This window comes from Halobacteriovorax sp. (assembly GCF_048381875.1).
Taxonomy (GTDB): Bacteria; Bdellovibrionota; Bacteriovoracia; order Bacteriovoracales; family Bacteriovoracaceae; genus Halobacteriovorax_A; species Halobacteriovorax_A vibrionivorans.
In genome coordinates this window covers 737567-759523 of record NZ_JBLXBP010000001.1, presented here as the reverse complement: position 1 = coordinate 759523, position 21957 = coordinate 737567, and the positions used below count along the sequence as shown (strand labels likewise).

At 37.7% G+C, this 21957-nt stretch carries 22 protein-coding genes; 13 read left to right on the top strand and 9 right to left on the bottom strand.

Annotated elements, in window-relative coordinates; translation table 11 throughout:
* Positions 1–47: 47 nt before the first annotated feature.
* Entirely contained in the window at positions 48–1316 is a 1269-nt protein-coding gene (locus ACN5L8_RS03535) for a hypothetical protein (RefSeq protein ID WP_419172311.1), read from the top strand.
* Entirely contained in the window at positions 1313–1741 is a 429-nt protein-coding gene (locus ACN5L8_RS03530) for a hypothetical protein (RefSeq protein ID WP_120405056.1), read from the top strand. Before ACN5L8_RS03535 ends, ACN5L8_RS03530 begins: the two co-directional genes overlap by 4 nt.
* Here ACN5L8_RS03530 and ACN5L8_RS03525 read toward each other — a convergent pair.
* A complete protein-coding gene (locus tag ACN5L8_RS03525) occupies positions 1733–2608 on the bottom strand; it encodes an arginase family protein (RefSeq protein WP_419172310.1) in 876 nt (291 codons plus the stop codon). The two genes, ACN5L8_RS03530 and ACN5L8_RS03525, sit on opposite strands and share 9 nt — an antisense overlap.
* A gap of 23 nt (positions 2609–2631) precedes the next feature.
* Here ACN5L8_RS03525 and ACN5L8_RS03520 point away from each other — a divergent pair, with 23 nt between their 5' ends.
* Positions 2632–3945, top strand: a complete 1314-nt coding sequence (locus tag ACN5L8_RS03520; RefSeq protein ID WP_419172309.1) for a DUF4339 domain-containing protein — start codon at positions 2632–2634, stop codon at positions 3943–3945.
* Positions 3946–3956: 11 nt separating this feature from the next.
* On the opposite strand, the gene ACN5L8_RS03515 is transcribed toward ACN5L8_RS03520, so the two are convergent.
* Positions 3957–4796, bottom strand: a complete 840-nt coding sequence (locus ACN5L8_RS03515; RefSeq protein WP_115363455.1) for an MBL fold metallo-hydrolase — start codon at positions 4794–4796, stop codon at positions 3957–3959.
* A gap of 203 nt (positions 4797–4999) precedes the next feature.
* On the opposite strand from ACN5L8_RS03515, the gene sucC reads away from it, so the two are divergent.
* The 4 genes from sucC (at position 5000) to ACN5L8_RS03495 (ending at position 8186) form a co-directional block, all read left to right on the top strand.
* Entirely contained in the window at positions 5000–6172 is a 1173-nt protein-coding gene (sucC, locus tag ACN5L8_RS03510) for an ADP-forming succinate--CoA ligase subunit beta (RefSeq protein WP_115363454.1), read from the top strand.
* Positions 6172–7047, top strand: a complete 876-nt coding sequence (sucD, locus tag ACN5L8_RS03505; RefSeq protein ID WP_115363452.1) for a succinate--CoA ligase subunit alpha — start codon at positions 6172–6174, stop codon at positions 7045–7047. The genes sucC and sucD overlap by 1 nt, the downstream gene beginning before the upstream one ends.
* Positions 7048–7091: 44 nt before the next feature.
* Positions 7092–7520 carry a nucleoside-diphosphate kinase gene (gene ndk / locus ACN5L8_RS03500; RefSeq protein ID WP_115363450.1) on the top strand — a complete coding sequence of 143 codons (429 nt, stop codon included), beginning with the start codon at positions 7092–7094 and terminating at the stop codon, positions 7518–7520.
* Between the two features lie 192 nt (positions 7521–7712).
* Positions 7713–8186 carry a CarD family transcriptional regulator gene (locus tag ACN5L8_RS03495; RefSeq protein ID WP_233500278.1) on the top strand — a complete coding sequence of 158 codons (474 nt, stop codon included), beginning with the start codon at positions 7713–7715 and terminating at the stop codon, positions 8184–8186.
* Positions 8187–8299: 113 nt separating this feature from the next.
* On the opposite strand, the gene ACN5L8_RS03490 is transcribed toward ACN5L8_RS03495, so the two are convergent.
* Entirely contained in the window at positions 8300–8896 is a 597-nt protein-coding gene (locus tag ACN5L8_RS03490) for a TetR/AcrR family transcriptional regulator (protein WP_419172308.1), read from the bottom strand.
* A gap of 104 nt (positions 8897–9000) precedes the next feature.
* Between ACN5L8_RS03490 and uvrB the strand changes: the two genes are divergently transcribed.
* Positions 9001–10998: an excinuclease ABC subunit UvrB gene (uvrB, locus tag ACN5L8_RS03485; RefSeq protein WP_419172307.1), complete on the top strand. Its 1998-nt coding sequence runs from the start codon at positions 9001–9003 to the stop codon at positions 10996–10998.
* Here the strand turns inward: uvrB and ACN5L8_RS03480 are convergent.
* Positions 10961–11473, bottom strand: coding sequence for a hypothetical protein (locus ACN5L8_RS03480; protein ID WP_419172306.1), 513 nt, complete (start codon positions 11471–11473; stop codon positions 10961–10963). The genes uvrB and ACN5L8_RS03480 overlap by 38 nt on opposite strands.
* Before the next feature lie 113 nt (positions 11474–11586).
* Between ACN5L8_RS03480 and ACN5L8_RS03475 the strand changes: the two genes are divergently transcribed.
* Positions 11587–11985, top strand: a complete 399-nt coding sequence (locus ACN5L8_RS03475; protein ID WP_115363440.1) for a hypothetical protein — start codon at positions 11587–11589, stop codon at positions 11983–11985.
* Entirely contained in the window at positions 11963–13111 is a 1149-nt protein-coding gene (locus tag ACN5L8_RS03470; RefSeq protein WP_115363438.1) for a metallophosphoesterase, read from the top strand. Before ACN5L8_RS03475 ends, ACN5L8_RS03470 begins: the two co-directional genes overlap by 23 nt.
* On the opposite strand, the gene ACN5L8_RS03465 is transcribed toward ACN5L8_RS03470, so the two are convergent.
* Positions 13108–14118, bottom strand: coding sequence for an HD domain-containing phosphohydrolase (locus ACN5L8_RS03465; protein ID WP_419172305.1), 1011 nt, complete (start codon positions 14116–14118; stop codon positions 13108–13110). The two genes, ACN5L8_RS03470 and ACN5L8_RS03465, sit on opposite strands and share 4 nt — an antisense overlap.
* Entirely contained in the window at positions 14115–16673 is a 2559-nt protein-coding gene (locus ACN5L8_RS03460) for a hypothetical protein (protein ID WP_419172304.1), read from the bottom strand. Before ACN5L8_RS03460 ends, ACN5L8_RS03465 begins: the two co-directional genes overlap by 4 nt.
* 227 nt (positions 16674–16900) lie before the next feature.
* Between ACN5L8_RS03460 and ACN5L8_RS03455 the strand changes: the two genes are divergently transcribed.
* On the top strand, positions 16901–17734 hold the full coding sequence (locus tag ACN5L8_RS03455; protein WP_419172381.1) for a flagellin: 834 nt from the start codon (positions 16901–16903) through the stop codon (positions 17732–17734).
* A gap of 60 nt (positions 17735–17794) precedes the next feature.
* Here ACN5L8_RS03455 and ACN5L8_RS03450 read toward each other — a convergent pair whose 3' ends face one another.
* Together ACN5L8_RS03450 and ACN5L8_RS03445 are read right to left on the bottom strand one after the other, a co-directional pair.
* Positions 17795–18139, bottom strand: a complete 345-nt coding sequence (locus ACN5L8_RS03450; RefSeq protein WP_115363430.1) for a hypothetical protein — start codon at positions 18137–18139, stop codon at positions 17795–17797.
* Positions 18140–18270: 131 nt separating this feature from the next.
* Positions 18271–18678: a DUF523 domain-containing protein gene (locus ACN5L8_RS03445; protein ID WP_115363429.1), complete on the bottom strand. Its 408-nt coding sequence runs from the start codon at positions 18676–18678 to the stop codon at positions 18271–18273.
* 134 nt (positions 18679–18812) lie between these two features.
* Here ACN5L8_RS03445 and ACN5L8_RS03440 point away from each other — a divergent pair, with 134 nt between their 5' ends.
* Positions 18813–20000, top strand: coding sequence for a hypothetical protein (locus ACN5L8_RS03440; RefSeq protein ID WP_419172303.1), 1188 nt, complete (start codon positions 18813–18815; stop codon positions 19998–20000).
* 105 nt (positions 20001–20105) lie between these two features.
* Positions 20106–20360 carry a hypothetical protein gene (locus tag ACN5L8_RS03435; protein WP_419172302.1) on the top strand — a complete coding sequence of 85 codons (255 nt, stop codon included), beginning with the start codon at positions 20106–20108 and terminating at the stop codon, positions 20358–20360.
* A 100-nt stretch (positions 20361–20460) separates the two neighbouring features.
* Here the strand turns inward: ACN5L8_RS03435 and ACN5L8_RS03430 are convergent, their stop codons facing one another.
* Positions 20461–21951, bottom strand: a complete 1491-nt coding sequence (locus tag ACN5L8_RS03430; RefSeq protein ID WP_419172301.1) for an aldehyde dehydrogenase family protein — start codon at positions 21949–21951, stop codon at positions 20461–20463.
* Positions 21952–21957 lie beyond the last annotated feature (6 nt).

Here is a 21957-nt window from a genome sequence, read left to right as displayed (position 1 = left end):
CATCGTGTTATCATCATTGTTGACGTATTGGTGCGTAGGGGAAGTTGATGAAGAGGTTTTATTTATTTGCGTTATGGTTTGTGCTCGTTAATTCTAATCTTCTAGCAATTGACTTGTCTTCTGAAGATATTTCAGAGATTCAATTTGATGTTGTTCGTTCGTTTGATATTTACGATCCAAGCTCTGGATATTCACATCGTATTGAAGCTCCTAGTAGTAACGATAATAAATCAATAAAAGTTAGAATTGTCGGCCAAAATAGTTGGGCCTATAAAGTTATGCTTGAAGTTGATGGTGTGGAAAATCCAAAAGAGTTCTTAGTAACTAAGAAGTATCTTAAGTCAGCACTTGATACTGCAACTGCTTATAATGCTCTTAGGCTTCAACAAACGATCAGTACGGCAGGAGAGCCTCCTAATGCTCCTTGTGAAGGAGAGGAGAGGGAAGGTGTTAACGCAGGAGACTTCTTTCAAGAACCAAGTACTGCAGTTATTAGTAATCAGGAGTGGAAGCCTGGTTGCGAGGTGTTGGCCAATCGTCAAAGTTTTTCATCTGGTGATGATGTCACAAAATCAAAACTAACACGCTGTATTCGAAGTATTCAAAATTCAATTACTCGCCAAGGCTCTGTTAAGAACAGGGGTCAGGTCTTTAGAAATATGTATCGTTATCTTAGGCCACAAGAGCAGCACTTTGCTGCAATGGTTTTCACCTCTCAAGGTGAGGCCGGAATTCTTGCACGTGATATACAGACTGAAGAAAGTAGCCATCCGGAAGAAATGATGATGATTATGAAAGTGATTGATAACCGCGTTCGTAATGTCATTGAGGATGATGCGAGAAGGGGGAGAATCACCAGAACCAATGCGCTGGATATTGCTCTGGATCCTTGGCAGTTTTCTATGTACAACCAAGGTGAAGATAATTGGAAACAGATGATGTACCCTGGGCGAAATCAACAATTTGGTTCAGCTATTGATGCTTATATGCAGTTTCAAACAGCTGAGTTTGAACCTGATCCAGAAGTGAACCACGTTTATCATTACCACGCTAATTGGATGCTGCCGAGTGACAGTGCATGGGGCGATGGCTTTAGGGCCAACCAAGATAATTGGGAGTTGAATGTGCAAGTTAATGGAGATTCTCTAAGACAAGCAAATCCAATGTATAACGAGAATAACAGTAGCGATCGCAGAAAAATTGCTCGTCACTGGAAAAGACAGAGGCATATTTTTTATAAACCAATTGATACCGATGGAAGAATCACAGGTGGTGATGATTGGCATTGGACAGTAAGGACGCCGTTTCGCTTATGAGAAAATTAATCATTACACTCACATTCTTAATAAATTGCGCAGCTTTTGCTGATGTAAGTGACTGGTCTATTAAAAACGATAATGGAGACTACTGGCTTCACTATAAGAACTCTAAGAAAATCAAAGCAAAAATTACAAAGAGAACTGGTAAGAGTAAAATTGTCGAGACAAAAGACGTTGGTAAAAATTATGAGCTTGTCATTTATTATACAGGAGCAGCGGGAACATTTAATATTGTAAATATTTACTATGCCGTAATTTTTGATAAGAAAACTATGCAATTTATTGGGGACTATCCTTGGGAGTATAAGTCAGAACAAGGAAAGAAAGTTGCAAGTCCCAAATGGGAAATTACGCAGAAGAAAATCACCATTAAAGATGAACAAACGGCCTTAGATAAAACGATCTCTTTATTTTCAAATTAAGTAATCGTAAATGAGAGAGGCAAGGCTTCTGGCATCTTTTGCAGACAATTCATCAAAGAGTGGATTGTATTCATAAATACCAAGGGTCTGTTTCTTGTCTTTTGTATATTGTTGGTACTGGTCTACTAGCATTCTTAAAAATTCAAATGGAATACCATCATGGTTTACTGCACTCACACTTTGCATATCACAACCAGCAATAGCGTCAGCATCGATACTAAAAACAATATCGCCATCGTGCTTTTCATAAACTTTATTTAAGAAAGATACGTCTCTAAAGAGATTAGATTTTTGTTTAAGGGTTTTCGTATCGATGACATCCATTTCTATGCCTTGGTAGTTTTGAGAAACATTAGCATATTCGTGGATACCAATTTGGAGCAGCTTTATTTTGTTTTCATTTGCCAATTGTCTAAAGGGAGTTCCTGAGTGATGGATTTCATCATCTCGTGTATCCAAGTGAGCATCGATATTAATGATTAATGGGTTGTTGAACTTCAGTCCTGAAACAAGAGGATAGATATGGTCGTGTCCTCCACCTAAATGAATAATTTTCTGTGACTTTATTTTGCTGATCTCATTAATTGAGTTCTTTTGCATTTGGTTGAAGTCATCTTCACTTTGATCTGTAATATCAATTAAAGAAATATTTTTTATCTTCTGATGATTTGCGAATTTTTGTAATTGAGAGATTAGAACACGAGGGCCTAAAGCTGCTCCGCGGCGACCACCATTTCTTACGACCCCAAGATCATTTGCACTAATTAGAATTGAATTTTGTGAATCATTGGCCTCTTTAGACATCACATTCGCTATTGATTGTGATTTTCTTTTTGCCAAATTCTCATCTACCTCTTTCCACCCCATGTATCTTCCTTTAAACTACAACTATGCAAAAAAATTGGTATATTAATCAGTCCGGTAAAAATAAAGGACCATTTACAGCTCAAGATATTATCGACTTTTATGATAAAGGTCTAATTAAGTCTTATCAACTTTGTTGGCGCAAAGGGGCAAAGAATTGGAAACCTGTCTTTGCTGTAATTCAATTGGCCCGCCAAGAAGCTCAGTCTTATTATGAAACTCAGGTTCTAAAAGAAGATGGCCAACTTCCTGAGATACCAATAAACGACGTAAAGGCCTCAACTGAAACTCCCGATATTCCTGCCAAAGGGCCAGTGGAGCTAAAAGAAGTGCCAGAGGAAGAATCAGATTTAGCTAATATTGAAATTTTTCCTAGTAAGTTTCCGATATACACAACAGTTATTGCCACTTTCTTTATAGCAGTGACACTCATTGCTAGTATTTACTTTGCAGCTGGCTCGACAAAGTTAAAGAAGGTTGAGGTCCAAAATATTTCGGTGACAACTCTAAATGAGATGAAAAGGCCTGTTAAAGATGGCGATGTACACCTCTTTGTTAATAAAGAGATGTCCACTATTTATGCTAGGCTTCCTTTTAAAAAACCAGTGAGTGTTGAATTAATTCTTCATCGCAAACCCGATCTTTTAGATGGATCTGAAATTTTGATTAAGGCCCATAATATTGGAGAGGGTGGGCTTATTGAATTTAAGGACCTTGTCTTTGAAGAGGGCCGTGAATTCACCCCTGGTTCATATAATGTAACGTTCATTTATGAATTCTTATCTGTCACAGACAATATTAAGAATAAATTGGGAATGGGAACGATTCGAGAAGTTCTAGAAAAGAAAGTTTTTCTTGTTCCTGAGTCGAGGCAAGCTTACTTGGAGCAGATTGCAAAAATTGAAAAAAAGCGCAAAACAGCAAAGAGAAAGGCCATAAGTACAATTCGAGAAAAGCTTAGAACACTTGAGTCTCTAATTTCATCGATGTCCATTCATTATCGTCTGTCTTTGAGTCAAAAAAGTGGTTGGCTTGCTCATAAGGAATTTCAACAAAGATATGCTCGAAATATTGGGCCACTTCTACAAAGTATAGTTCTATCTAATTATGAACTTGATAAGACTAAATTAACGAGTACTGAGTTAAAGTTAGAAAATGAAATCCACAATCTTGGTAAGGATATTAGTGCGTGGAGTGCAAAGCTTGTGGAGAAGCTGTCACGTTATGGCTACCTTAATAAGCAGAAACGTCTTCATTTAAGAAAGTTCATGGATGATGATCGAGTGGTGCTTCAATCTGTTAAGAATGAGATTCAAAAACAGATTGAAAGCTTAATGTAGGTCATTTTAGGTCACTGTAGATCTTTACAGATATATTTTCCGCGCTCATTTTGCGTGACTTTTGCACTTGCATACTTCGGGTCGTGCTCAAAGATTACTGTTAGATCCTTTTCAATGATCATCTTTAAGAATTCCATCTTATCCACTGTCGTTTGACCTGGGGCGATATCATAGCCCATTACCCATGGTACATGGACGTGATTTGAAGTTGGGATCAGGTCTGCCAAGTAGATATACTCACTTGTATAAGGATGCACGAGGTGAGGTGTGTGTCCGTAAGAGCATTTAAATCTTAATGTATCATTTGATAGTTTGAGTATCTCACCCTCTTTTCCAGTAAGCCAGTGGACGCGTCCCGCTTTATCAAATTCCTCGATAATATCTTTAAAGTACTTCTTGTGAAATGAGCCGCTGTCTCTTAATGTTGGATTAAGGGCATATTGCCAATGTTCTCGATGTAGGTGGATCGTTACATTTGGTAGAACTGGTTTAAAGTTGTCGCCATCTTTATAGACCATACCACCGACATGATCGAAGTGAAGATGCGAGATAACAAGATCTGTTACATCTTCAGGTTTTATCCCTTTGTCTGCTAAGGCCTTTACGAGAGGAGATTGTTCTTGGCGAACATCGAATTGTTGGTCGAACTTCTCTCCGTGGTAATCACCAATACCAGTATCTGTTATAATAATTCTGTCTTGGTCTTTAATGATCCAAAGCCTTAGATCGAGGTCGATGCGATTGTATTCATCTGCAGGGTGAACCTTGTTCCATAATGGTTTTGGGATGATTCCAAACATGGCCCCGCCGTCGAGCCTAAATTTACCTGGGCTTATTAGTATGTTTTCCATGAGCTAATTGTGCGAAAAATCGGAAATTGCTACAAGACGTTAAGCGTTATTTTGTGAATAAGTCCATGAATTGCCCATTAATCAGTTGAATGACAAAAAACTTGGCAAAAATGACACGACTCACCTAGAAAGTTATAGAGATGACCACTATTATAAGCCAGTAAAATCATGAATATTTCATACACGAAAACTTAGGAGTTTTAATGAACGTACATGAGTACCAGGCCAAGGGTTTAATGAGAGACATGGGCCTGAAGGTTCTTAGAGGTGAAGTAGCAAAGACTGTTGATGAGGCTGTTGCTGCGGCAGAAAAATTAGGTGGAAATATTTGGGTAGTAAAAGCTCAAATTCACGCTGGTGGGCGTGGTAAAGCAGGTGGTGTAAAGCTTGCAAAGTCATTAGATGAAGTTCGCTTACACGCTGACGATATTCTAGGTAAGACTCTTGTAACTCACCAAACAGGTCCAGAAGGAAAGAAAGTTCACACTCTTTTCATCGAAGAAGGATGTGACATCGAGCACGAGTACTATGCTGGTGTTGTTCTAGACCGTGCAACTGGTAAAGTTACAATGATGGCCTCTGAAGAAGGTGGAGTTGAGATTGAGGAAGTTGCTCATAAGACTCCTGAAAAAATCATTAAAGTAGCAATTGACCCAGCAGCTGGATTCACTCCATTTGTTGCAAGAAAGCTAGCTTACGGAATTGGTCTTAAGACTAAGGAAGAAGTAAAGGAAGCAGGTCAATTCTTTAAAGGTCTTTACGATCTATATATGAAGTACGATTGCTCAATTGCAGAGATCAACCCATTAGTAAAAACTAAGCAAGGTGATATCTTAGCACTAGATGCAAAGCTTAACTTTGATTCTAATGCTCTTTTCAGACACCCTGAAATTCAAGAGCTAAGAGATCCAACTGAAGAAAGTGAAAAAGAGTTAGCAGCAAGTGAATTTGGTGCAGCTTATATTGAACTTGATGGAAATATTGGTTGTCTAGTAAACGGTGCAGGTCTTGCAATGGGTACAATGGACATCATTAAGCTTCACGGTGGTGAACCAGCTAACTTCCTAGATGTTGGTGGATCAGCGACAAAAGAAACTGTTCAGAAAGCTTTCTCTCTTATCCTTCAAGATGAGAATGTAAAAGCTATTCTAGTTAATATTTTTGGTGGAATTATGAAGTGTGACATCATCGCTGAAGGTGTTGTTGCAGCCGCTAAGGAACTTGATTTAACAGTACCATTAGTTGTTCGTCTTGAAGGGACAAATGTAGCTCTTGGTAAGAAAATTTTAAATGAATCAGATCTTGCAATTATTGCAGCTGAAGATTTAGCAGATGCAGCGAAGAAAGCTGTTGAAGCGACAAAAGGGGAGGCGTAATGGCCATTCTTATTAATCGTGATACAAAATTAATCACTGTTGGTTTTACAGGTAAGCAAGGAACTTTTCACTCACTACAATCAAGAGATTACGGAACTAACTTTGTTGGTGGTGTAACTCCAGGTAAAGGTGGAACAGTTCATGAAGGTTTCCCTGTTTTTAATACTATTAAAGAAGCAATGGATAAGACGGAAGCAAATGCGGCCATGATTATGGTTCCACCTCCGTTTGCAGCTGACTCAATCCTAGAAGCGATTGATGCTGAGATGCCACTTATTATTGCAATTACTGAAGGGATTCCTATCCTTGATATGGTAAAGGTTAAGGCCGCTCTTGAAGGTTCAAAATCAAGACTAATTGGTCCTAACTGTCCAGGTGTTATCACTCCAGGTGAGTGTAAGATCGGGATTATGCCAGGTCACATCCACATGCCAGGTCGTGTTGGTGTTATCTCTCGTTCAGGAACTCTTACTTATGAAGCTGTTTATCAGTTAACTCAAAGAGACATCGGACAATCAACTTGTGTTGGTATCGGTGGTGACCCAGTTAACGGAACAAACTTCATTGACGTACTAGAGCTATTTGAAAAAGATCCAGATACTGATGCTGTTATTATGATTGGTGAGATCGGTGGTTCTGCTGAAACAGATGCTGGTCGATGGATTCAAAAGAATATGAGTAAGCCAGTTGTATCATTTATCGCAGGTGCTTCAGCGCCTCCAGGTAAGAGAATGGGGCACGCAGGTGCAATCATCTCTGGCGGTGACGATACTGCAGAAGCTAAGTTTAGAATTCTTGAAGAATGTGGCGTAACAGTTTCACGTTCTCCAGCTGAGCTTGGTGAAACAATGGAGAAGGTTTTAAAGAACCTTTAATTAAAAGAATTTAGGGAATTTTTCCGCAAGATAATTTTAAGGAGATTAAAATGGAAAGAACTTTTAGTATCATTAAGCCAAATGCACTACTTGATAACAACATTGGTAACATCATTAAGAGATTTGAAGAAGAAGGTCTAAGAATCGCTGCTCTTAAACTTGCTCACCTTTCAAAAGAGAAAGCTGAAGGTTTCTATATTGAGCACAAAGATAGACCATTCTTTGGTGAGCTTGTTGCTTTCATGACTTCTGCACCAGTTGTTCTTATGTGCCTAGAAGGTGAAAATGCAGTTGAAAGAAATAGAGAAATCATGGGTGCAACTAACCCAGCTGAAGCTGCTGAAAACACTCTTAGAAAGCTATATGCTAAGTCTATCGGTGAGAACGCTGTTCACGGTTCTGATTCTCTTGCTTCTGCTGAAAGAGAACTTGCTTATTTCTTCGAAAAAGATGAAATTTGCCCACGTTTCTAATTAGTTAACTAATTGAAATTACAGATATATTTATCGAATTAAGCCCCTCTTATTGAGGGGCTTTTTTTTGCCCCGCATTTCTACAACCTTCCGTCTAAAAATCATACCCCATGTGTAAATCTTACAAGCTGCATTGAGAGTCATGGCGCGTCGTAGTATAACTGAGTGAGAGAAATACCCATGGAGGTAGAAATGTTTAACATTGGTGATTACGCAGTTTGCCCAGGACACGGTGTTGGTCAGATTGTGGACATCGAAGAGCGCGAAGTAGGAGAGCACAAGCTTTCGTTCTACATCATTAAGGTTGTAGCAAACGGAATGACTGTCATGGTTCCTACCAATTCTAAAGATGGAATTAGAGTGCTTGTTGACGACAGCGAGATCAATGAAGTTTATCAACTTCTAAATGATCACGATGTAAAAGTTGATAACTCAACTTGGAATCGTCGTTATAGAGACTATATGGAAAAAGTGAAAACTGGTTCACTTTTAGAAATCGCAGATGTCCTAAGATCTTTATTCTTACTTAAGAATAAGAAGAATCTTTCATTTGGTGAGAAGAAAATGCTTGAGCAGTGTAGAGACTTAATTGTTCAAGAGATCTCAATCAAGAATGGTTCTGAGAAAACTGAAATAAAAAATCAAATTGAGAGCTGTTTTGAATAATAGCTTTAAGTTCGAAATTCTTTTTTGAACTTATTCTCTTGTGTTGTGTGTGTGAAATAAGCGTTTGTGGGGTAACTTGCAAACGCTTTATTTATTTTTGGCCTCACAATTTCTTAAGCCTTCAGGCAATCTAATAATTCATTTAATCTAATATCAAATTCTTGAACTTCCTTAGGAAGAAGACTATTTTCATATAGGCAAATTGTTTGCATTAATGAGCCCGTCAAAAATTCGTGTAGTAGTCGTCCCCAAAGCTTAGCATCAACTTTTGGTGAGATGCTACCTTCAGCTTGTCCTTCAACAATTAAGTCCTCTAATCGATTTCTTCCATTGAGGATGACCTTCTCTCCAAATGGTAGAACGACAGAATTAGTGGAAGATTGTTGATATAAGTAGAGGATGATTTTAGCTTCACTGGGCCTATCAATTAGCCAGGTCAGACTAGCTTGGCAGTGCTTGCGTATACGGCCAATACTATCATCAGTTGGTGTAATTAATTGATTTATTAATTCAGTACGCCTTTCAAGAATACTTTCCAAAACCCCAAGAAAAAGCTCGGTCTTATTCTTAAAATAATGAAAGACACCAGACTGGCTAATACCTAGAGTATCGGCAATTTTTTGAAATGAGGTCGCAGCGATGCCTTTTTCAGCGATCTGACCTATGGCAATATCAATGATCTTTGCCCTTTGTAGTTCACCTTTTTTCATTTTTTATCCCTAATTAAAAAATGATCAATTTAGTTAATAATGTAACATATTTATAGCTCAGATAATAATTGTTATCTTTTAATCTAATAGGATACAATCTCGATATGAGTGATAAGACCTTTAATTTACAGTCAAAATTTGAACCTTGTGGGGATCAGCCAGAGGCCATCAAGACTATTGTGGAAAAACTCTCTTCTGGAGAAAAAGAGCAAACTCTATTGGGCGTTACTGGTTCTGGTAAAACATTTACCATGGCCAATGTGATTCAAAAGCTTGGAAAAAAGACCTTGATTTTGGCCCATAATAAGACTCTTGCGGCGCAACTTTATGCCGAGTTTAGAGAATTCTTTCCCGATAATGCTGTGGAGTACTTTGTTTCGTATTACGATTACTATCAGCCTGAAGCTTATGTTCCGGGAAGTGATACTTATATTGAAAAGGACTCATCTGTTAATGATGAGATCGACAAGCTTCGCCACTCTGCAACTCGCTCACTCTTAGAAAGAGATGATGTCATCATAATTTCTTCGGTTAGTTGTATTTACGGTATTGGTTCTCCTGATGAGTATGCAAGTATGAGGGAGACTCTCTTTGTTGGTGATGAGAAAGACCGCGATGATTTTCTAAAGTCTTTAGTTGCTATTCAATACGAAAGAAATGATATCGACTTTGTTCGTGGATGTTTTCGCGTAAGAGGGGATATTGTTGAAGTCTTTCCTGCTCATGAGGATTCGAATGTTGTTCGCATTGAATTCTTTGATGATGAGGTCGAAAGTATAACAATTGTTGACCCACTTAGGGGAACAAAACTTCATAATCTTAGTAAGGTTACAATTTATCCAAAGTCTCACTATGTTGTTGGTGAGGAGAAAATGGATGGTGCTCTTGAGACTATTAAAGTTGAGTTAAGAGAGCGCCTACAAGAGTTAGAGAAACAAAATAAATTAGTTGAAAGGCAACGCCTTGAACAAAGAACTCTACTTGATATTGAAATGCTTGAAGAGATGGGCTTTTGTTCTGGTATTGAGAATTATTCTCGTCATATGACGGGGAGTAAACCAGGAGATCCTCCACCAACACTTATTGATTTCTTTAAGAAAGACTTCTTAATGATTATTGATGAGTCACATATAACTATTCCGCAAGTCGGTGGGATGTATCGCGGAGACAGGGCCCGTAAAATGAATCTCGTCGATTACGGTTTTCGCCTACCTTCAGCATTAGATAATCGTCCTTTAAATTTTGAGGAGTTTAAAGGAAAGCTCGATGATGTTCTTTATGTTTCTGCTACCCCTGGTAATTACGAATTAGAGCGGACCCATGGAGAGTTTGTTGAGCAAATTATTAGGCCCACTGGACTTCTCGATCCGATTATTGAGGTTAGGGATGCAACTAATCAAGTTGATGACCTCTTAGTTGAGGTAAGGCGCATTATTGAAAAAGGCCAGCGAGTTCTTGTGACAACTCTTACAAAGAAGTTGGCAGAAGAGTTAACTAATTTCTACCATGGTAGTGGAATTAAGGTGAAATACCTTCATAGTGATATTGATACGATTGAAAGAGTAGAGATCATTCGCGATCTTCGCCTTGGTGAGTTTGATGTTCTTGTGGGAATCAATCTCCTTAGAGAAGGTCTTGATATTCCTGAGGTTTCATTAGTTGCCATTTTGGATGCTGATAAGGAAGGCTTCTTGAGATCTGAGCGCTCCCTTGTTCAGACTATTGGACGGGCCGCTAGAAATAGCGATGGTAAAGTTCTTATGTATGCATATCAAATAACGAAGTCTATGGAGCGAGCAATCGGTGAGACGAAACGTCGTCGAGCTATTCAAATGCAATATAATGAAGATCACGGCATAACTCCGCAAACGATTCTTAAGGAAGTCTCAGGTGGAGTAATTGAAACTTTACGTGGTGGTAAGAAGAAGGGGAAAAAGAGCGGTCCTAAAGACGTTACCATGTCTCCTGATGAGATTAAAAAGCGTATTGCTGAGCTTAAAATTGAGATGAAAGAGGCCTCAAAAGACCTCCGCTTTGAAGATGCTGCTAAAATTCGTGATGAAATTAAGTTCTTAAACGAATCATTTCTAGTCTTTGGCTAACTTCATGACTAATAGGCATTTTCATTAAGAAGTTAAATAGACCCTTTCCAAATCCATGTCTAATAGCAAAGTCATCTGCTTCAATTTGCTTTGTCATTTCATTTGCATGTAATCTCATTGTGAAATGACGATAGTAGAGATGTCCTAATTCATGAAATATGATTGCATAGGCCTCTTCATTATCTGCTGTTAGAATTGCTTTTTTTAACTGTGGATAGACAAGTACAAATGTCTTATCTCCATGTGATGGAATAACGCTAGAGTGCATGCCCTGACTTTCTAAAAAGACAAGTTCCCCATAAGTGGCCAAGCTGTCTTTTTCTTCTTCACTCAATTGTGAAATGACGTCCTCAAAGAATCTTTTGATTCTTGGATTCTGATTAATCCAGTGATGGGCCGGGTCTGAGAAGTTGACCTTAAAGCTTGGGTTAGACTCTTGATTCTTTGTAAATGTTTTCTTTAGTGTACTTATCATGAATATCTTTTCGTCAACATTGAAGTTGGCCCAAGAATTTAGCTTATTCTGAGTGAACTAGGTAAGCTTTGCCAATAAGGACCAACAAATTATTAAATAGTTACAATATAAGTATGACAAAAACTAAATTTCTTAAGTTTTTTACTCTAGCTTTTGCATGTCTGATCTCATGGCATATGAACTCATATGCGCAACAGAGAATGGAAAAGTCTGAGGCTTTTTTAGTAACAGCTATGCCCAGTTATTATAAAGTTATCTCTCCGGTAAAGAAGAGGGGCTCTCGCGTTGCAGTTGTTATTAAAAATCGTACCCTTTCAACAATTAGAGGGAAGTTTGTCGATGACAATGATAAGAATTTAAAATTTGTCACGATTAAGCCAGACGCTGAAATGAGTATTGAGTTTGATTTTAATACAAAGAATAAATTCTACTTTGTTCCACTAGACCCGTCTTTTCAAAGAGTCGTGTTAAATATAGGAAAGTCCGCATATGAGATTCCTTCGCAAGAGTAACTCAAAGAAGACCATAATCATAATCTCTGATGTCCATCTTGGCGCAGGAGAGTATGTAAATGGTATTAGAAATTATCTCGAAGACTTTCACTATGATGAAGAGTTAGTTGATTTTCTCGAATACTTCAGCAGTGATGAGTATGCCAGTAAAGATGTCGAGTTGATTATTAACGGAGACTTCTTTGACCTTTTAGCAGTTCCTTATGTGCAAGTATTTGATGATGAGTTTTGGTCTGAGGAATCATCGAAGAAGAAATTACAGCTAATTCTAGATGCACATAAAGAGGTGATGCAGGCCCTTAACGACTTCTTAAAAGTAAAGAATAAAAAGGTTACATTTATTATTGGTAATCATGATGCGGAGTTAGTTTTTGACTCTTTAAAAGAGATGGTACTCAATTGTTTTGATAAAGAAGTACGAGATCGCTTTGTCATAAGAGAGCTAAATGATGAATATCGTCCTACTGATCGTGTAGTACTAAGGCATGGCCACGAGTACGAAATTGCTCATACTTTTGAAGAGGAAAGTTGCATTATAGAGGATAAGGACGGAAAGAAATACTTTAATCCGCCTTGGGGCTCTTACTATGTAACACGAGTGATAAATAAGTTTAAAGAAGAACGAGATCATGTAAATGCAGTTCGCCCAATTAATAAGTTTCTCATTAATGGACTTATTTATGATACTTTCTTTACTCTTCGATTCATGTTGGCCAATACCATTTACTTTATAATGGTTCGCTCAATCTATCTTTTTAAAATAAGTAATAACTTTGGAGATTGGTTAAAGCTTTTCATGAAAGAATTACACCTCTTTCAGGATTATGAAGAATTAACTTTTGAATATCTACAAGATGCAAAAGATACGGATGTATTGATTGTTGGCCATACACATGAGCCAATTTGTCGCACCTATACTAATGGTAAAACTTTTATAAATACTGGAACCTGGACTAGAATGTACAATCTAGACTTTGGTAAAGGTGGAGGGAATACCCAACTTACTTTTGCAAAAATTGAAGTCTTAGATCCAAAGAATAATAAAGATGAGCACTTGCCAAAAGTTCAAGCAAACTTGCATACGTGGGAAGGGCGAAATACATTGCCGTATGGTAGCTTCAATTAAAGGCTTAGTACGCTAGTGATGTGAGGCTTTATCTTGTCACTGTAGTTTGTATTAAGACCGCCTACTCCTGCTTGAGCATCAACCATATATATAACGCTGCTTAGAGGTGATTTTTCTCCGTTAATTAATCCTGTGCTAAATTCTAGAATATGAGAAATAAATTCTAGGATTTCACTTTCAAGGCTAAGTCCAGCTTGAGAAATTTGTCCAGGCATTCCGCTACCATCATGTTTCTCATGATGGTGATCAATAATTGCCTTACACTCTTCTGATAATTGAACACCTGACTTTTCTATAAGCATACGAGATACTTTCACATGCTTATAATATTGTTCTCGTTGATCGCTTGTAACTTCTTCAAAGCTCTCATGGATGATGTTTGGAGAGATACTTGTAAGTCCAATATTTGCTAGAAAAGAAGCACAGATTAAATCGGCTTGCTTTTTATAGTCTTCAATTCCAAGTTTCTTTGCAAAGAAGAAGCTCAGTGCCACAATTCGATTTGTAAGATTGTCCTTATCAAGATGGGTCATGGCAAAATGTCTTGCAAGAGAGATAGTATGAGATAAGTTTACAGGAAATGTTGATATCTCCTTTTGCGCCCTTAATATAATTGGTAGGAAGTCGTCCTGATCGATTGCTTTTGTTAAGACACTGCGAAGAGGTAGTCTTGTTCTTGCTTCTTTTTGATTTGTTTCAATCGCTTTTTCATGCTCTTTTAAGATGTTGATCTTTTCACGAATTTGATTTGCCTCTTGTGGAGTATACTCACTTAATTCTCCAACTGTTGCAAGATAAGTCATTCGTTGCGAAAGCTTAATTGCGATTTTTCCTGTCTTGTTATCTTCAATATACTTTAATAGGTTATAACTATCTTGAGTTAAAGGAGTGTTTGCTTTTAAGTATTCTGTGTAGAGATTCTCTTTCTCTTTATAGACATAGAGAGTAAAAGGGAAGGTGCGAATGTCTTTAAGCGATTTAAGCTTTATATAGAAATAGGCAATCATGTTCGTCCTTTACCAAATATTCCTTTAAAGAGGCTTCCCACTGAGTTTTTTAAACTTGATGCAGCAGACTTATTAGATGAAGCTATCTTCGTTGTCATACGATCTTCACCACTTTTATAACTTCCTTTTAAGGCCTCAAGACAAATCTCTATCCTTTTAGGGGTATCTTCTGATTTTTCGATCTCTTCTCTTGTGGTGAAAAATACTGTGAAGTAACTATAATTTGTATTCTCAATAATAGGGCAGTGATAGTAAAGTGTTTCAGCTTGGAATGTGTCATCATTCCAACTTGGTTTTCTCTTTATTTTTAATATATTCTTCACTGCTTCAAAATTATCTGGTCCCTTTTCACTACCCATAATACATTCATTTTGCAGGTTATAAACAATGAGGGTTCCATCACAGAATTCATTTATATAATCTGAGGTCATCTGTTTTATCTCATCACCATCAATGAGCATGTCTGTGGCACGAATGAGAAAGTCCATATCCTTTGGTTCAGGAATAATTATGGAGTTAAGGGCCTCTTCTAACTCTTTTTGATCTTTTGCTTCTTCAATGGCCGACTCGGAGTCAGTGGCTTGCTGATCTTCTTTTGTATTACTTGAGTATTGATTAACTTTTAGTTGATGATCTTGATTATTTGCATTGTTATTATTTGATGGCCTTTTGCTATAATCATAACCTGGAGCTTGATCCTGTTCTTGAAGTTTTTTTAATGCATTACTTAGGTCGTAATCAATTTCTTCTTCACTCTTTTGGTCATAGCCTTGGTCTTTTTCTTTGTTATTTTGCTCAGGGGCATCTGTTACTTTTATTTCTAATTTTTCTTTCGTTCCACCACTGTATTCTGGCTGTTTATCAAGGTTGCGATAATCGATAGTCTGTTCACCTAGATCACCCTTTTTCTCATATTGAATCGAGCCGCCTTCTGCTTGGTCTTCATCTTGATTATCATCCTCTCCATCATCAGACTTTTTCTTTTGCTTTTCATCCCTTTGAACAGGTTTTCTCTTTCCATGTTGTGCTAATGATTCAAAGAGGTCTTCATCTCTTTGCTTGGCATCTTTATTTTCGGTAAGATCTCTTTCAAGGCCCTTTTCGTTATCAATCATTTCATTGTCAGGACTGCCTTGACTTGGTCTTTTTGATGATGCTCCCTTCTTGTGTGCATCCAAAGAAGCAAATAGGTCTTCTTCATCATCATTTTCTTCATTTATATCGTCTATTTCTGGACCAATATCGCCCTGATAATGACCACCAAGATCATTTTCTTTTCTTTTTACTCCACTTTTTACGGCATCCAATGATGCAAAGAGGTCTTCTTCTTTGTCTTCTTCTTCTTCAATCTCATCCATCGTTGGAGCAGTTTGGCCTTTATAATGTCCGCCCTGATCCTTTTGCTGTGTTTGCTTGCCTTTTGAGACTGAGTCTAGTGCAGCAAAGAGATCTTCTTCATCTTCTTCATCTTCGATATCGTCTAGGCCACTTGAAGTTTGTCCCTTATAATGTCCACCTTGATCTTGATTGCTAGAGGAAGACTTTTTTGTCGCCGAATCAAGAGCTGCAAAGAGATCTTCTTCGTCCTCTTGATCTCTTGAATCTTCCATTGTAGGTGAGACATCTCCACGAAGTGCGCTACCTTTATCCTCTTCTTTATATGAGCTTTTTCTAACACCTTCTAAGCTTTTAAAAAGATCCTCATCAAATTCATCATCATCTTCTGATGCCTCAGATTCTGATCCTAGCTTGCCTTGAAGGTTACCACCTAGTTGGTCGGCCTTATTTGTTGCATTCTTTTTATCTTGGTCTTGTCCATAAAGATCATCATCAAATTGAATATCATCTTTATTGGAATGCTGCTTTTTATTGTGAATTTCGCCTTCTAGCCTGCCTGCTGTTTTTGAGTTAATGGCCTGCTCAGCGCTATATTCTTTTGAGTTCTTATATGGATCTTCTTGTGTCTCTTCCCATTCTGAACCAACATTTCTATCATCATCAAAAACATCTTTACCATCTTTGAGGTGATTGTTTTTGTTAACTTTACCTTTTAGGTGGCCAGCATCACCAAATTTTTGGGCATCGGCTTTATCTTCATATTGATCATCATCGCTAAATGTTTTCTTCTCTTCCTTAGCATGGTATTCCATTTCATCGCCATCATCTTGCTTCTTAAGGGAGCGCAGGATTAAGTTGATTTTATAAAGAAGAGTCTTAGGTGGAACAGGCTCTTGGATATACTCTGTAAGACCAATCTTTCTAAACTTATCAAGGGTCTTTGGTGGAATATTCTTACTATTAATAAGGAGTATCTTTACATTATTCTTAAATATGAACCTTTTTAAAGGTTGAATACATTGAGCACATTTCTTCGGTTGGCAGGCGATCGTGAGGGATTGGCCAATAGTAGGGACGAGTTGATTATATTCCTCTGGATTTTCGACATCATAGATTTCAATACCGTCATTCTCGGCATTTTGCTCGATTGTCTCTTTAAGTGCCTGCACACTCTTAGTTAAAGGATGCAGAAAGATTAGTGGTTTTCCCTCTTCCATGGTCTCTATTATCGGCTATTTATGAATTTTATTTATGAACATATATGTAAAATATTTTAAATTATTTTTAATTTTTTCTAAAGCTTTAGTTTTTACCTCCGAGAAGCTTTGTGTTAGGTCAAATGACTTAATTGAAATTTAATAATTCACAAGAGCAGTATGCTCATTGTTCCAATGGTCGGGACAACCCTGAGTACGGGGAGTATGTAGATCACGGAGGTATCACAATGGGTATGCGTATTAACACAAATGTAACGTCTTTATCAGCACAAAGAGCGTTAGGTCAGTCAAATTCAACTCAACAAAAATCTTTAGAAAAGCTATCATCTGGTACAAGAATTGTACGTTCAGCTGACGATGCTGCAGGTCTAGCAATTTCTGAGAAATTAAAGAGTCAGGTAAGATCTAGTAAGCAAGCTGAGAGAAACGCAAATGACGGTATTTCAATGATTCAGATCGCAGAAGGTGGACTGAATGAAGTATCAAACATCTTAGTAAGACTAAGAGAACTATCTGTTCAATCAGCATCGGACACAGTAGGTGACACTGAGAGACAATTTACTGATCTTGAGTATCAAAACCTTAAGCAAGAGATCCAAAGAATTTCTGAAGTTACAGAGTTTAACGGAAAGAAACTTCTAACTGGTTCTGGAGATAAGTATGATATCCAAATCGGTATTAATAATGATGATTTCCAAGATAGAATTCAGTTCGATACAAACGTACTAAGTTCTGGTCTTGAAGCGCTAGGTGTAGCTGATTTAGAAGTTAGTTCAAAAGAAGGTGCTCAAGCAGCTTTAGCAAATCTTGACTCTGCAATTGAAAATATCGCAGGACAAAGAGCAGAGCTAGGTGCTAAGCAGAACAGACTTAACTCTACAATCAACAACCTACAAATTAGTACTGAGAACTTAAGTGCAGCAAACTCACGTATCAGAGATACTGACTATGCAGCAGAAACAGCTAAGAAAGCAAAGAGTGACATCCTTGTTAACGCTGGTACTTCAGTTCTTGCTCAGTCTAATTCTCAAGGTGCTGCAGCTCTAAAACTAATTGGTTAATTAAACCAACCACAATAAATACTGCAAAAGGATGGCCCCGCGAATGCGGGGCATATTTACTTAATGAGCAAAATTTACTTGAGTAGGGTTATTAATCAAAATCTCTGGCCCGTATGCATCTAGGGCCTTTAAAACTTCATCAAATTGTTCTCGAATTATATCAATTGTTTCATTACAGAATTCATCATTTAGTTGATTTTGAAGTAGGGCCATATAATGGGCCGCTTTTTCACTACCTAGAGTAATGGAGTCATTGATTACATGATTAATCTTCATATTAATAATTTCTTTAAAATCTGACCATTGTTCAGGGTAGTCTTTTAAGTGAATTAGTTGGTCAGTGATATGCTTCATTCTTCCTTGTAGATTCTTTGCTAATAATAGCTTCATTTCAAGATCATTCATTTCTACTCCTTAGAAATAGGGTGCCATGCTCCTTTTGTTTCGCAAGTGCGAAACAAAAGGAGCATGGCACCTAATATACCGAATTAAAGCAGTTGAAGTTAGATTTTTTGAGTGGGTGTGAAAAGATGAAATTAGTTACAGGACTTAACTTGAACGCCATTTTCTTTTAAGAGCTTTGTGAATTCACCGTCACCATCTGTTAATTGACCCTTAAATGATCCGTCATAGATTTTTCCAAGGCCACACATTGGAGATTTCGACTTTAATAAAGCCTGCGTGCATGAGTTTTCAAGTGCGATCTCTAGTGCCATTTGTGCTCCCTTCTCATAATTTAAGGTGACATCTTTGCCATCAATTGTGATGAGTTTACCGTCTACATTCTCAGCAGGTGGCCTAGGCGTAGGTAGTCCTCCTAGCTCTTCTGGACATACCGCAATGGCCTTGCCCTGAGCAACGAGTTCTGTAACATCTTGAATTTCCTTGTGCTCCCCGTCATAACGACATTTCTTGCCGGCCAAGCACGCACTAACAATAATCATATTTAACAAGAATAAGTTAATTTCGTCGAAAATGCCACGTTGAGTCGAGGATTCTTGAATAATTTACAATACTATATTTGATAAGAACTATTATGCTATTACGTAGTGTTAAATAAAGTTTTTGGAGAGAGACTTTGCTTAAGAACGCAACACTTGTATTGGCCCTTGTTTTTCTAGTGATCTCATGTGGAGCTCCTGAAGGCGAGAGTCAATCAAAACCAAATATTCAAAAACAAGAATCGAGGCTAGAGGCTTCGACGAAAGTTAATTTCACTTGCTTTGAAGATGGCCAGTGTTCGGACTCGTTCGTACTCTCTATTAATAGCGCATCTGACTTTCCTCTATATTGTACAGGGTATCTAGCAAATAAGAACCATATGATTGTACCAAGTCACTGTCTTGCTAAGGCAAGTTGTGAGCAGATTGCTGCAAAGACTATCTCTGGTGAGATCCTTAAGTGTAAGAGCATTGAAGATCACAATACGAAAATTGATAAGAAGAAAACATTTAACGGTGAATTCTCAGTTGTGGAGTTAACTCCTTCTTTAGAGGGTGAGCTTACACCAGTATCAGATAGTAAGATGAGAGACTTTCATTATTATCAGCTTTGGTATGTTAGAAAGAATCTTGGAAACTCAGGTTATCAGCTTCGACGTATGAGATACAATTGTCGTAAGACGACCGATAATGTCATTTTCCCTGGAAATAATTATGATTCTTCAGTTGTAGCAATGAAGAATTGTAACTTAAAGAATGAGGCAATGGGGGCAGCTGTTGTGGATACTCGCTCAGGTGAAGTCCTAGGCTTAGTTCACGATGCTATTTCAGAAGATAAGACTTATCGTCGATTTATGCATGGTAGGCGTGGAACATCTTTGACCTTGGCAACTCCTATTAATTGTATTCTTAAGGAGTTCAATATGGAGACAAAGTCATATGATGACTCTCTAAAATATTGCAACCGTCCTGTTCACCGTCCTGGTACTGAAAACTTCTCAAAACAATTAAAATCTCTTTTCACTTTTTCTTCAACACGTTCAATTAAAAATGTATTCACTAGACTTACAAGTGATGAACTTACAGGTGAGGTGAAGCGAGAGTTCTTTGCAATGGAATATGAAGTATTACCTTATCGATATCCAAGAGTTAAGCTATGTCGTTTTAACCCATATTTAGATCGTAATTATGAAGTATATGGTGGTGATTATACTTTGGGTTGTTATGATGAAAAACTAAATATTGTCTATAAAGAAACTCAAATGGAGAATTCATTTTCTATTTACGATGACTTTGGAAACCTTGCCGTAAAAATTAATTACTAATTACCTGTCTATACTTTAAGCACATCCTAGAGTTTTTTCATAAAGCCTACTTAAAAATTATTTTCATCGTTAATATCTCCCAAAGTATTCATTTAGGGGGGACAAATGAAGAATATTCTAATAGGGGTAGTACTGCTTACCTCAATATCAGCTATTGCAAATTGTAATATTATTATTAAGACAGCACCGGCCTGTGAAACGATGTTAAAGTATGAGTCTCGTCATGGAGGTGGTAGGTGTACTTATTTTCAAGACGATATTACTTCGGCAGTAGAGAAGCTGGGATTCGGTGCGCATGATGATGTTTCTAGACCTAAATTAATGCACAATATTTTAAATTCAAATATTCAGTGTCGATAATTAAGGGAAGTTTTATCTTATATAAAAAAAGCAAACTTTAGACTTATCTTTTTCAAGTAATCTAAAGCTTGCTCGATTTTATTGATTAGTATTTTAGATCTTAAAATATAGCATCAAGCCACATTTTTCCTTCACGAGTATTGCAATCAGACTCCCAAAGGTGCTTCACTTCAAGGTAGGCCTTGATTCCTTCTTCACCCATTTCACGTCCAATTCCTGACTGCTTGTAGCCACCAAATGGCATTCCTGGATTAAGTAGGTGATACTCATTAATCCACACAGTACCAGCTTCAATCTCTTTTGCTATCTTAAGTGCACGATCTTCATTCTTAGACCATACTGCTCCAGCAAGTCCGTAGATTGAGTTATTTGCCATGTTGACTGCATCATCTTCTGTTTTAAACTTTGTAATTCCAACAACTGGCCCAAAGATCTCTTCATGCCAGATTGTATTGTCTGGAGTGATCTCAAATGCCGTTGGTTTAATGTAGAAACCTTTATCAAGACCATTCTCTAGTTCTTGCTCTCCACCATAGATAAGCTTGGCACCTTCTTCTTTTGTTTTATTGATATAATTCATAACATTATCAAATTGCTTTTTACTTACAACTGGCCCAAGCCCCGTTGTTTTTTCTTGTGTTGGCCCTAGTGGAACCTGAGCAATTCTTTCTTTAAACTTTGTCATAAATTCATCATAGATCCCTTCTTGAACAAGAAGGCGAGTACCAGAAGTACATGCTTGACCTGAGTGATAGAGAAATGCGTAAAGTGCAGCATCCACTGCAATATCAAGATCAGCATCATCAAGGATGATATTTGGAGACTTCCCACCAAGCTCTAGTGTCGCATTTTTTACTTCATTAGCAGCTTGCTTTAGGATCTCTCTTCCAATCTCAGTTGAACCAGTAAAGGCAACTTTTGAGATATCTTTGTGATTTACTAAGAATGCGCCTTCTTTTGCTCCACCAGTCACGATATTAACAACACCTTTAGGAACACCTGCATCGATTAAAACCTCTGCAAGCATCATTGCTGTCATTGGCGTTTCAACAGCTGACTTTAAAACTGTAGTACAACCTGTCGCTAGAATCGGTCCGATTTTCCATGCGGCCATTTGTAGCGGAAGATTCCATGGGATAATTTGAGCACAAACACCAATTGGCTCAAAACGGCGAGTGTTCTTAGAGAATCCGGCACGAGTTGCTTTCTCATCAATTTCTTCAAATTTAAATCCTGCAGTAACCTTACTCATGATCTTAAAGAAGCTTGCACTATTATGGATATCTGCAGCGGCCTTTCTAAAAGTTGAACCACTATCTTTAATTTCTGCAGCGATGAAATCACGCTTTCTTTCTTTGATAAGTTCTGAAACTTTAAGAAGGATCTCTGAACGTTTTAGCTGATCCATATCGCGCCATTCTTTGCTGTAGAATGCTGTTTTTGCTGATTGTACAGCTTCTTCTAAGTCCTGAGTGGAAGGGATATGTACCTTTGATACAAGCTCCCCATTTGATGGGTCTATTGAGTCCACCATTTCACCAGTTGAAGAAGGTCTAATTTCACCATTGATATATAATTTTACTTCATCCATACTTTT

What these genes read in the sequence shown, in the direction of transcription:
- ACN5L8_RS03535 (WP_419172311.1), top strand. Translation starts at nt 48, where the DNA reads ATGAAGAGGTTTTATTTATTTGCGTTATGGTTTGTGCTCGTTAATTCT.
- ACN5L8_RS03530 (WP_120405056.1), top strand. Translation starts at nt 1,313, where the DNA reads ATGAGAAAATTAATCATTACACTCACATTCTTAATAAATTGCGCAGCT.
- ACN5L8_RS03525 (WP_419172310.1), bottom strand. Translation starts at nt 2,608, where the DNA reads ATGGGGTGGAAAGAGGTAGATGAGAATTTGGCAAAAAGAAAATCACAA.
- ACN5L8_RS03520 (WP_419172309.1), top strand. Translation starts at nt 2,632, where the DNA reads ATGCAAAAAAATTGGTATATTAATCAGTCCGGTAAAAATAAAGGACCA.
- ACN5L8_RS03515 (WP_115363455.1), bottom strand. Translation starts at nt 4,796, where the DNA reads ATGGAAAACATACTAATAAGCCCAGGTAAATTTAGGCTCGACGGCGGG.
- sucC (WP_115363454.1), top strand. Translation starts at nt 5,000, where the DNA reads ATGAACGTACATGAGTACCAGGCCAAGGGTTTAATGAGAGACATGGGC.
- sucD (WP_115363452.1), top strand. Translation starts at nt 6,172, where the DNA reads ATGGCCATTCTTATTAATCGTGATACAAAATTAATCACTGTTGGTTTT.
- ACN5L8_RS03495 (WP_233500278.1), top strand. Translation starts at nt 7,713, where the DNA reads ATGTTTAACATTGGTGATTACGCAGTTTGCCCAGGACACGGTGTTGGT.
- ACN5L8_RS03490 (WP_419172308.1), bottom strand. Translation starts at nt 8,896, where the DNA reads ATGAAAAAAGGTGAACTACAAAGGGCAAAGATCATTGATATTGCCATA.
- uvrB (WP_419172307.1), top strand. Translation starts at nt 9,001, where the DNA reads ATGAGTGATAAGACCTTTAATTTACAGTCAAAATTTGAACCTTGTGGG.
- ACN5L8_RS03480 (WP_419172306.1), bottom strand. Translation starts at nt 11,473, where the DNA reads ATGATAAGTACACTAAAGAAAACATTTACAAAGAATCAAGAGTCTAAC.
- ACN5L8_RS03475 (WP_115363440.1), top strand. Translation starts at nt 11,587, where the DNA reads ATGACAAAAACTAAATTTCTTAAGTTTTTTACTCTAGCTTTTGCATGT.
- ACN5L8_RS03470 (WP_115363438.1), top strand. Translation starts at nt 11,963, where the DNA reads ATGAGATTCCTTCGCAAGAGTAACTCAAAGAAGACCATAATCATAATC.
- ACN5L8_RS03465 (WP_419172305.1), bottom strand. Translation starts at nt 14,118, where the DNA reads ATGATTGCCTATTTCTATATAAAGCTTAAATCGCTTAAAGACATTCGC.
- ACN5L8_RS03460 (WP_419172304.1), bottom strand. Translation starts at nt 16,673, where the DNA reads ATGGAAGAGGGAAAACCACTAATCTTTCTGCATCCTTTAACTAAGAGT.
- ACN5L8_RS03455 (WP_419172381.1), top strand. Translation starts at nt 16,901, where the DNA reads ATGGGTATGCGTATTAACACAAATGTAACGTCTTTATCAGCACAAAGA.
- ACN5L8_RS03450 (WP_115363430.1), bottom strand. Translation starts at nt 18,139, where the DNA reads ATGAATGATCTTGAAATGAAGCTATTATTAGCAAAGAATCTACAAGGA.
- ACN5L8_RS03445 (WP_115363429.1), bottom strand. Translation starts at nt 18,678, where the DNA reads ATGATTATTGTTAGTGCGTGCTTGGCCGGCAAGAAATGTCGTTATGAC.
- ACN5L8_RS03435 (WP_419172302.1), top strand. Translation starts at nt 20,106, where the DNA reads ATGAAGAATATTCTAATAGGGGTAGTACTGCTTACCTCAATATCAGCT.
- ACN5L8_RS03430 (WP_419172301.1), bottom strand. Translation starts at nt 21,951, where the DNA reads ATGGATGAAGTAAAATTATATATCAATGGTGAAATTAGACCTTCTTCA.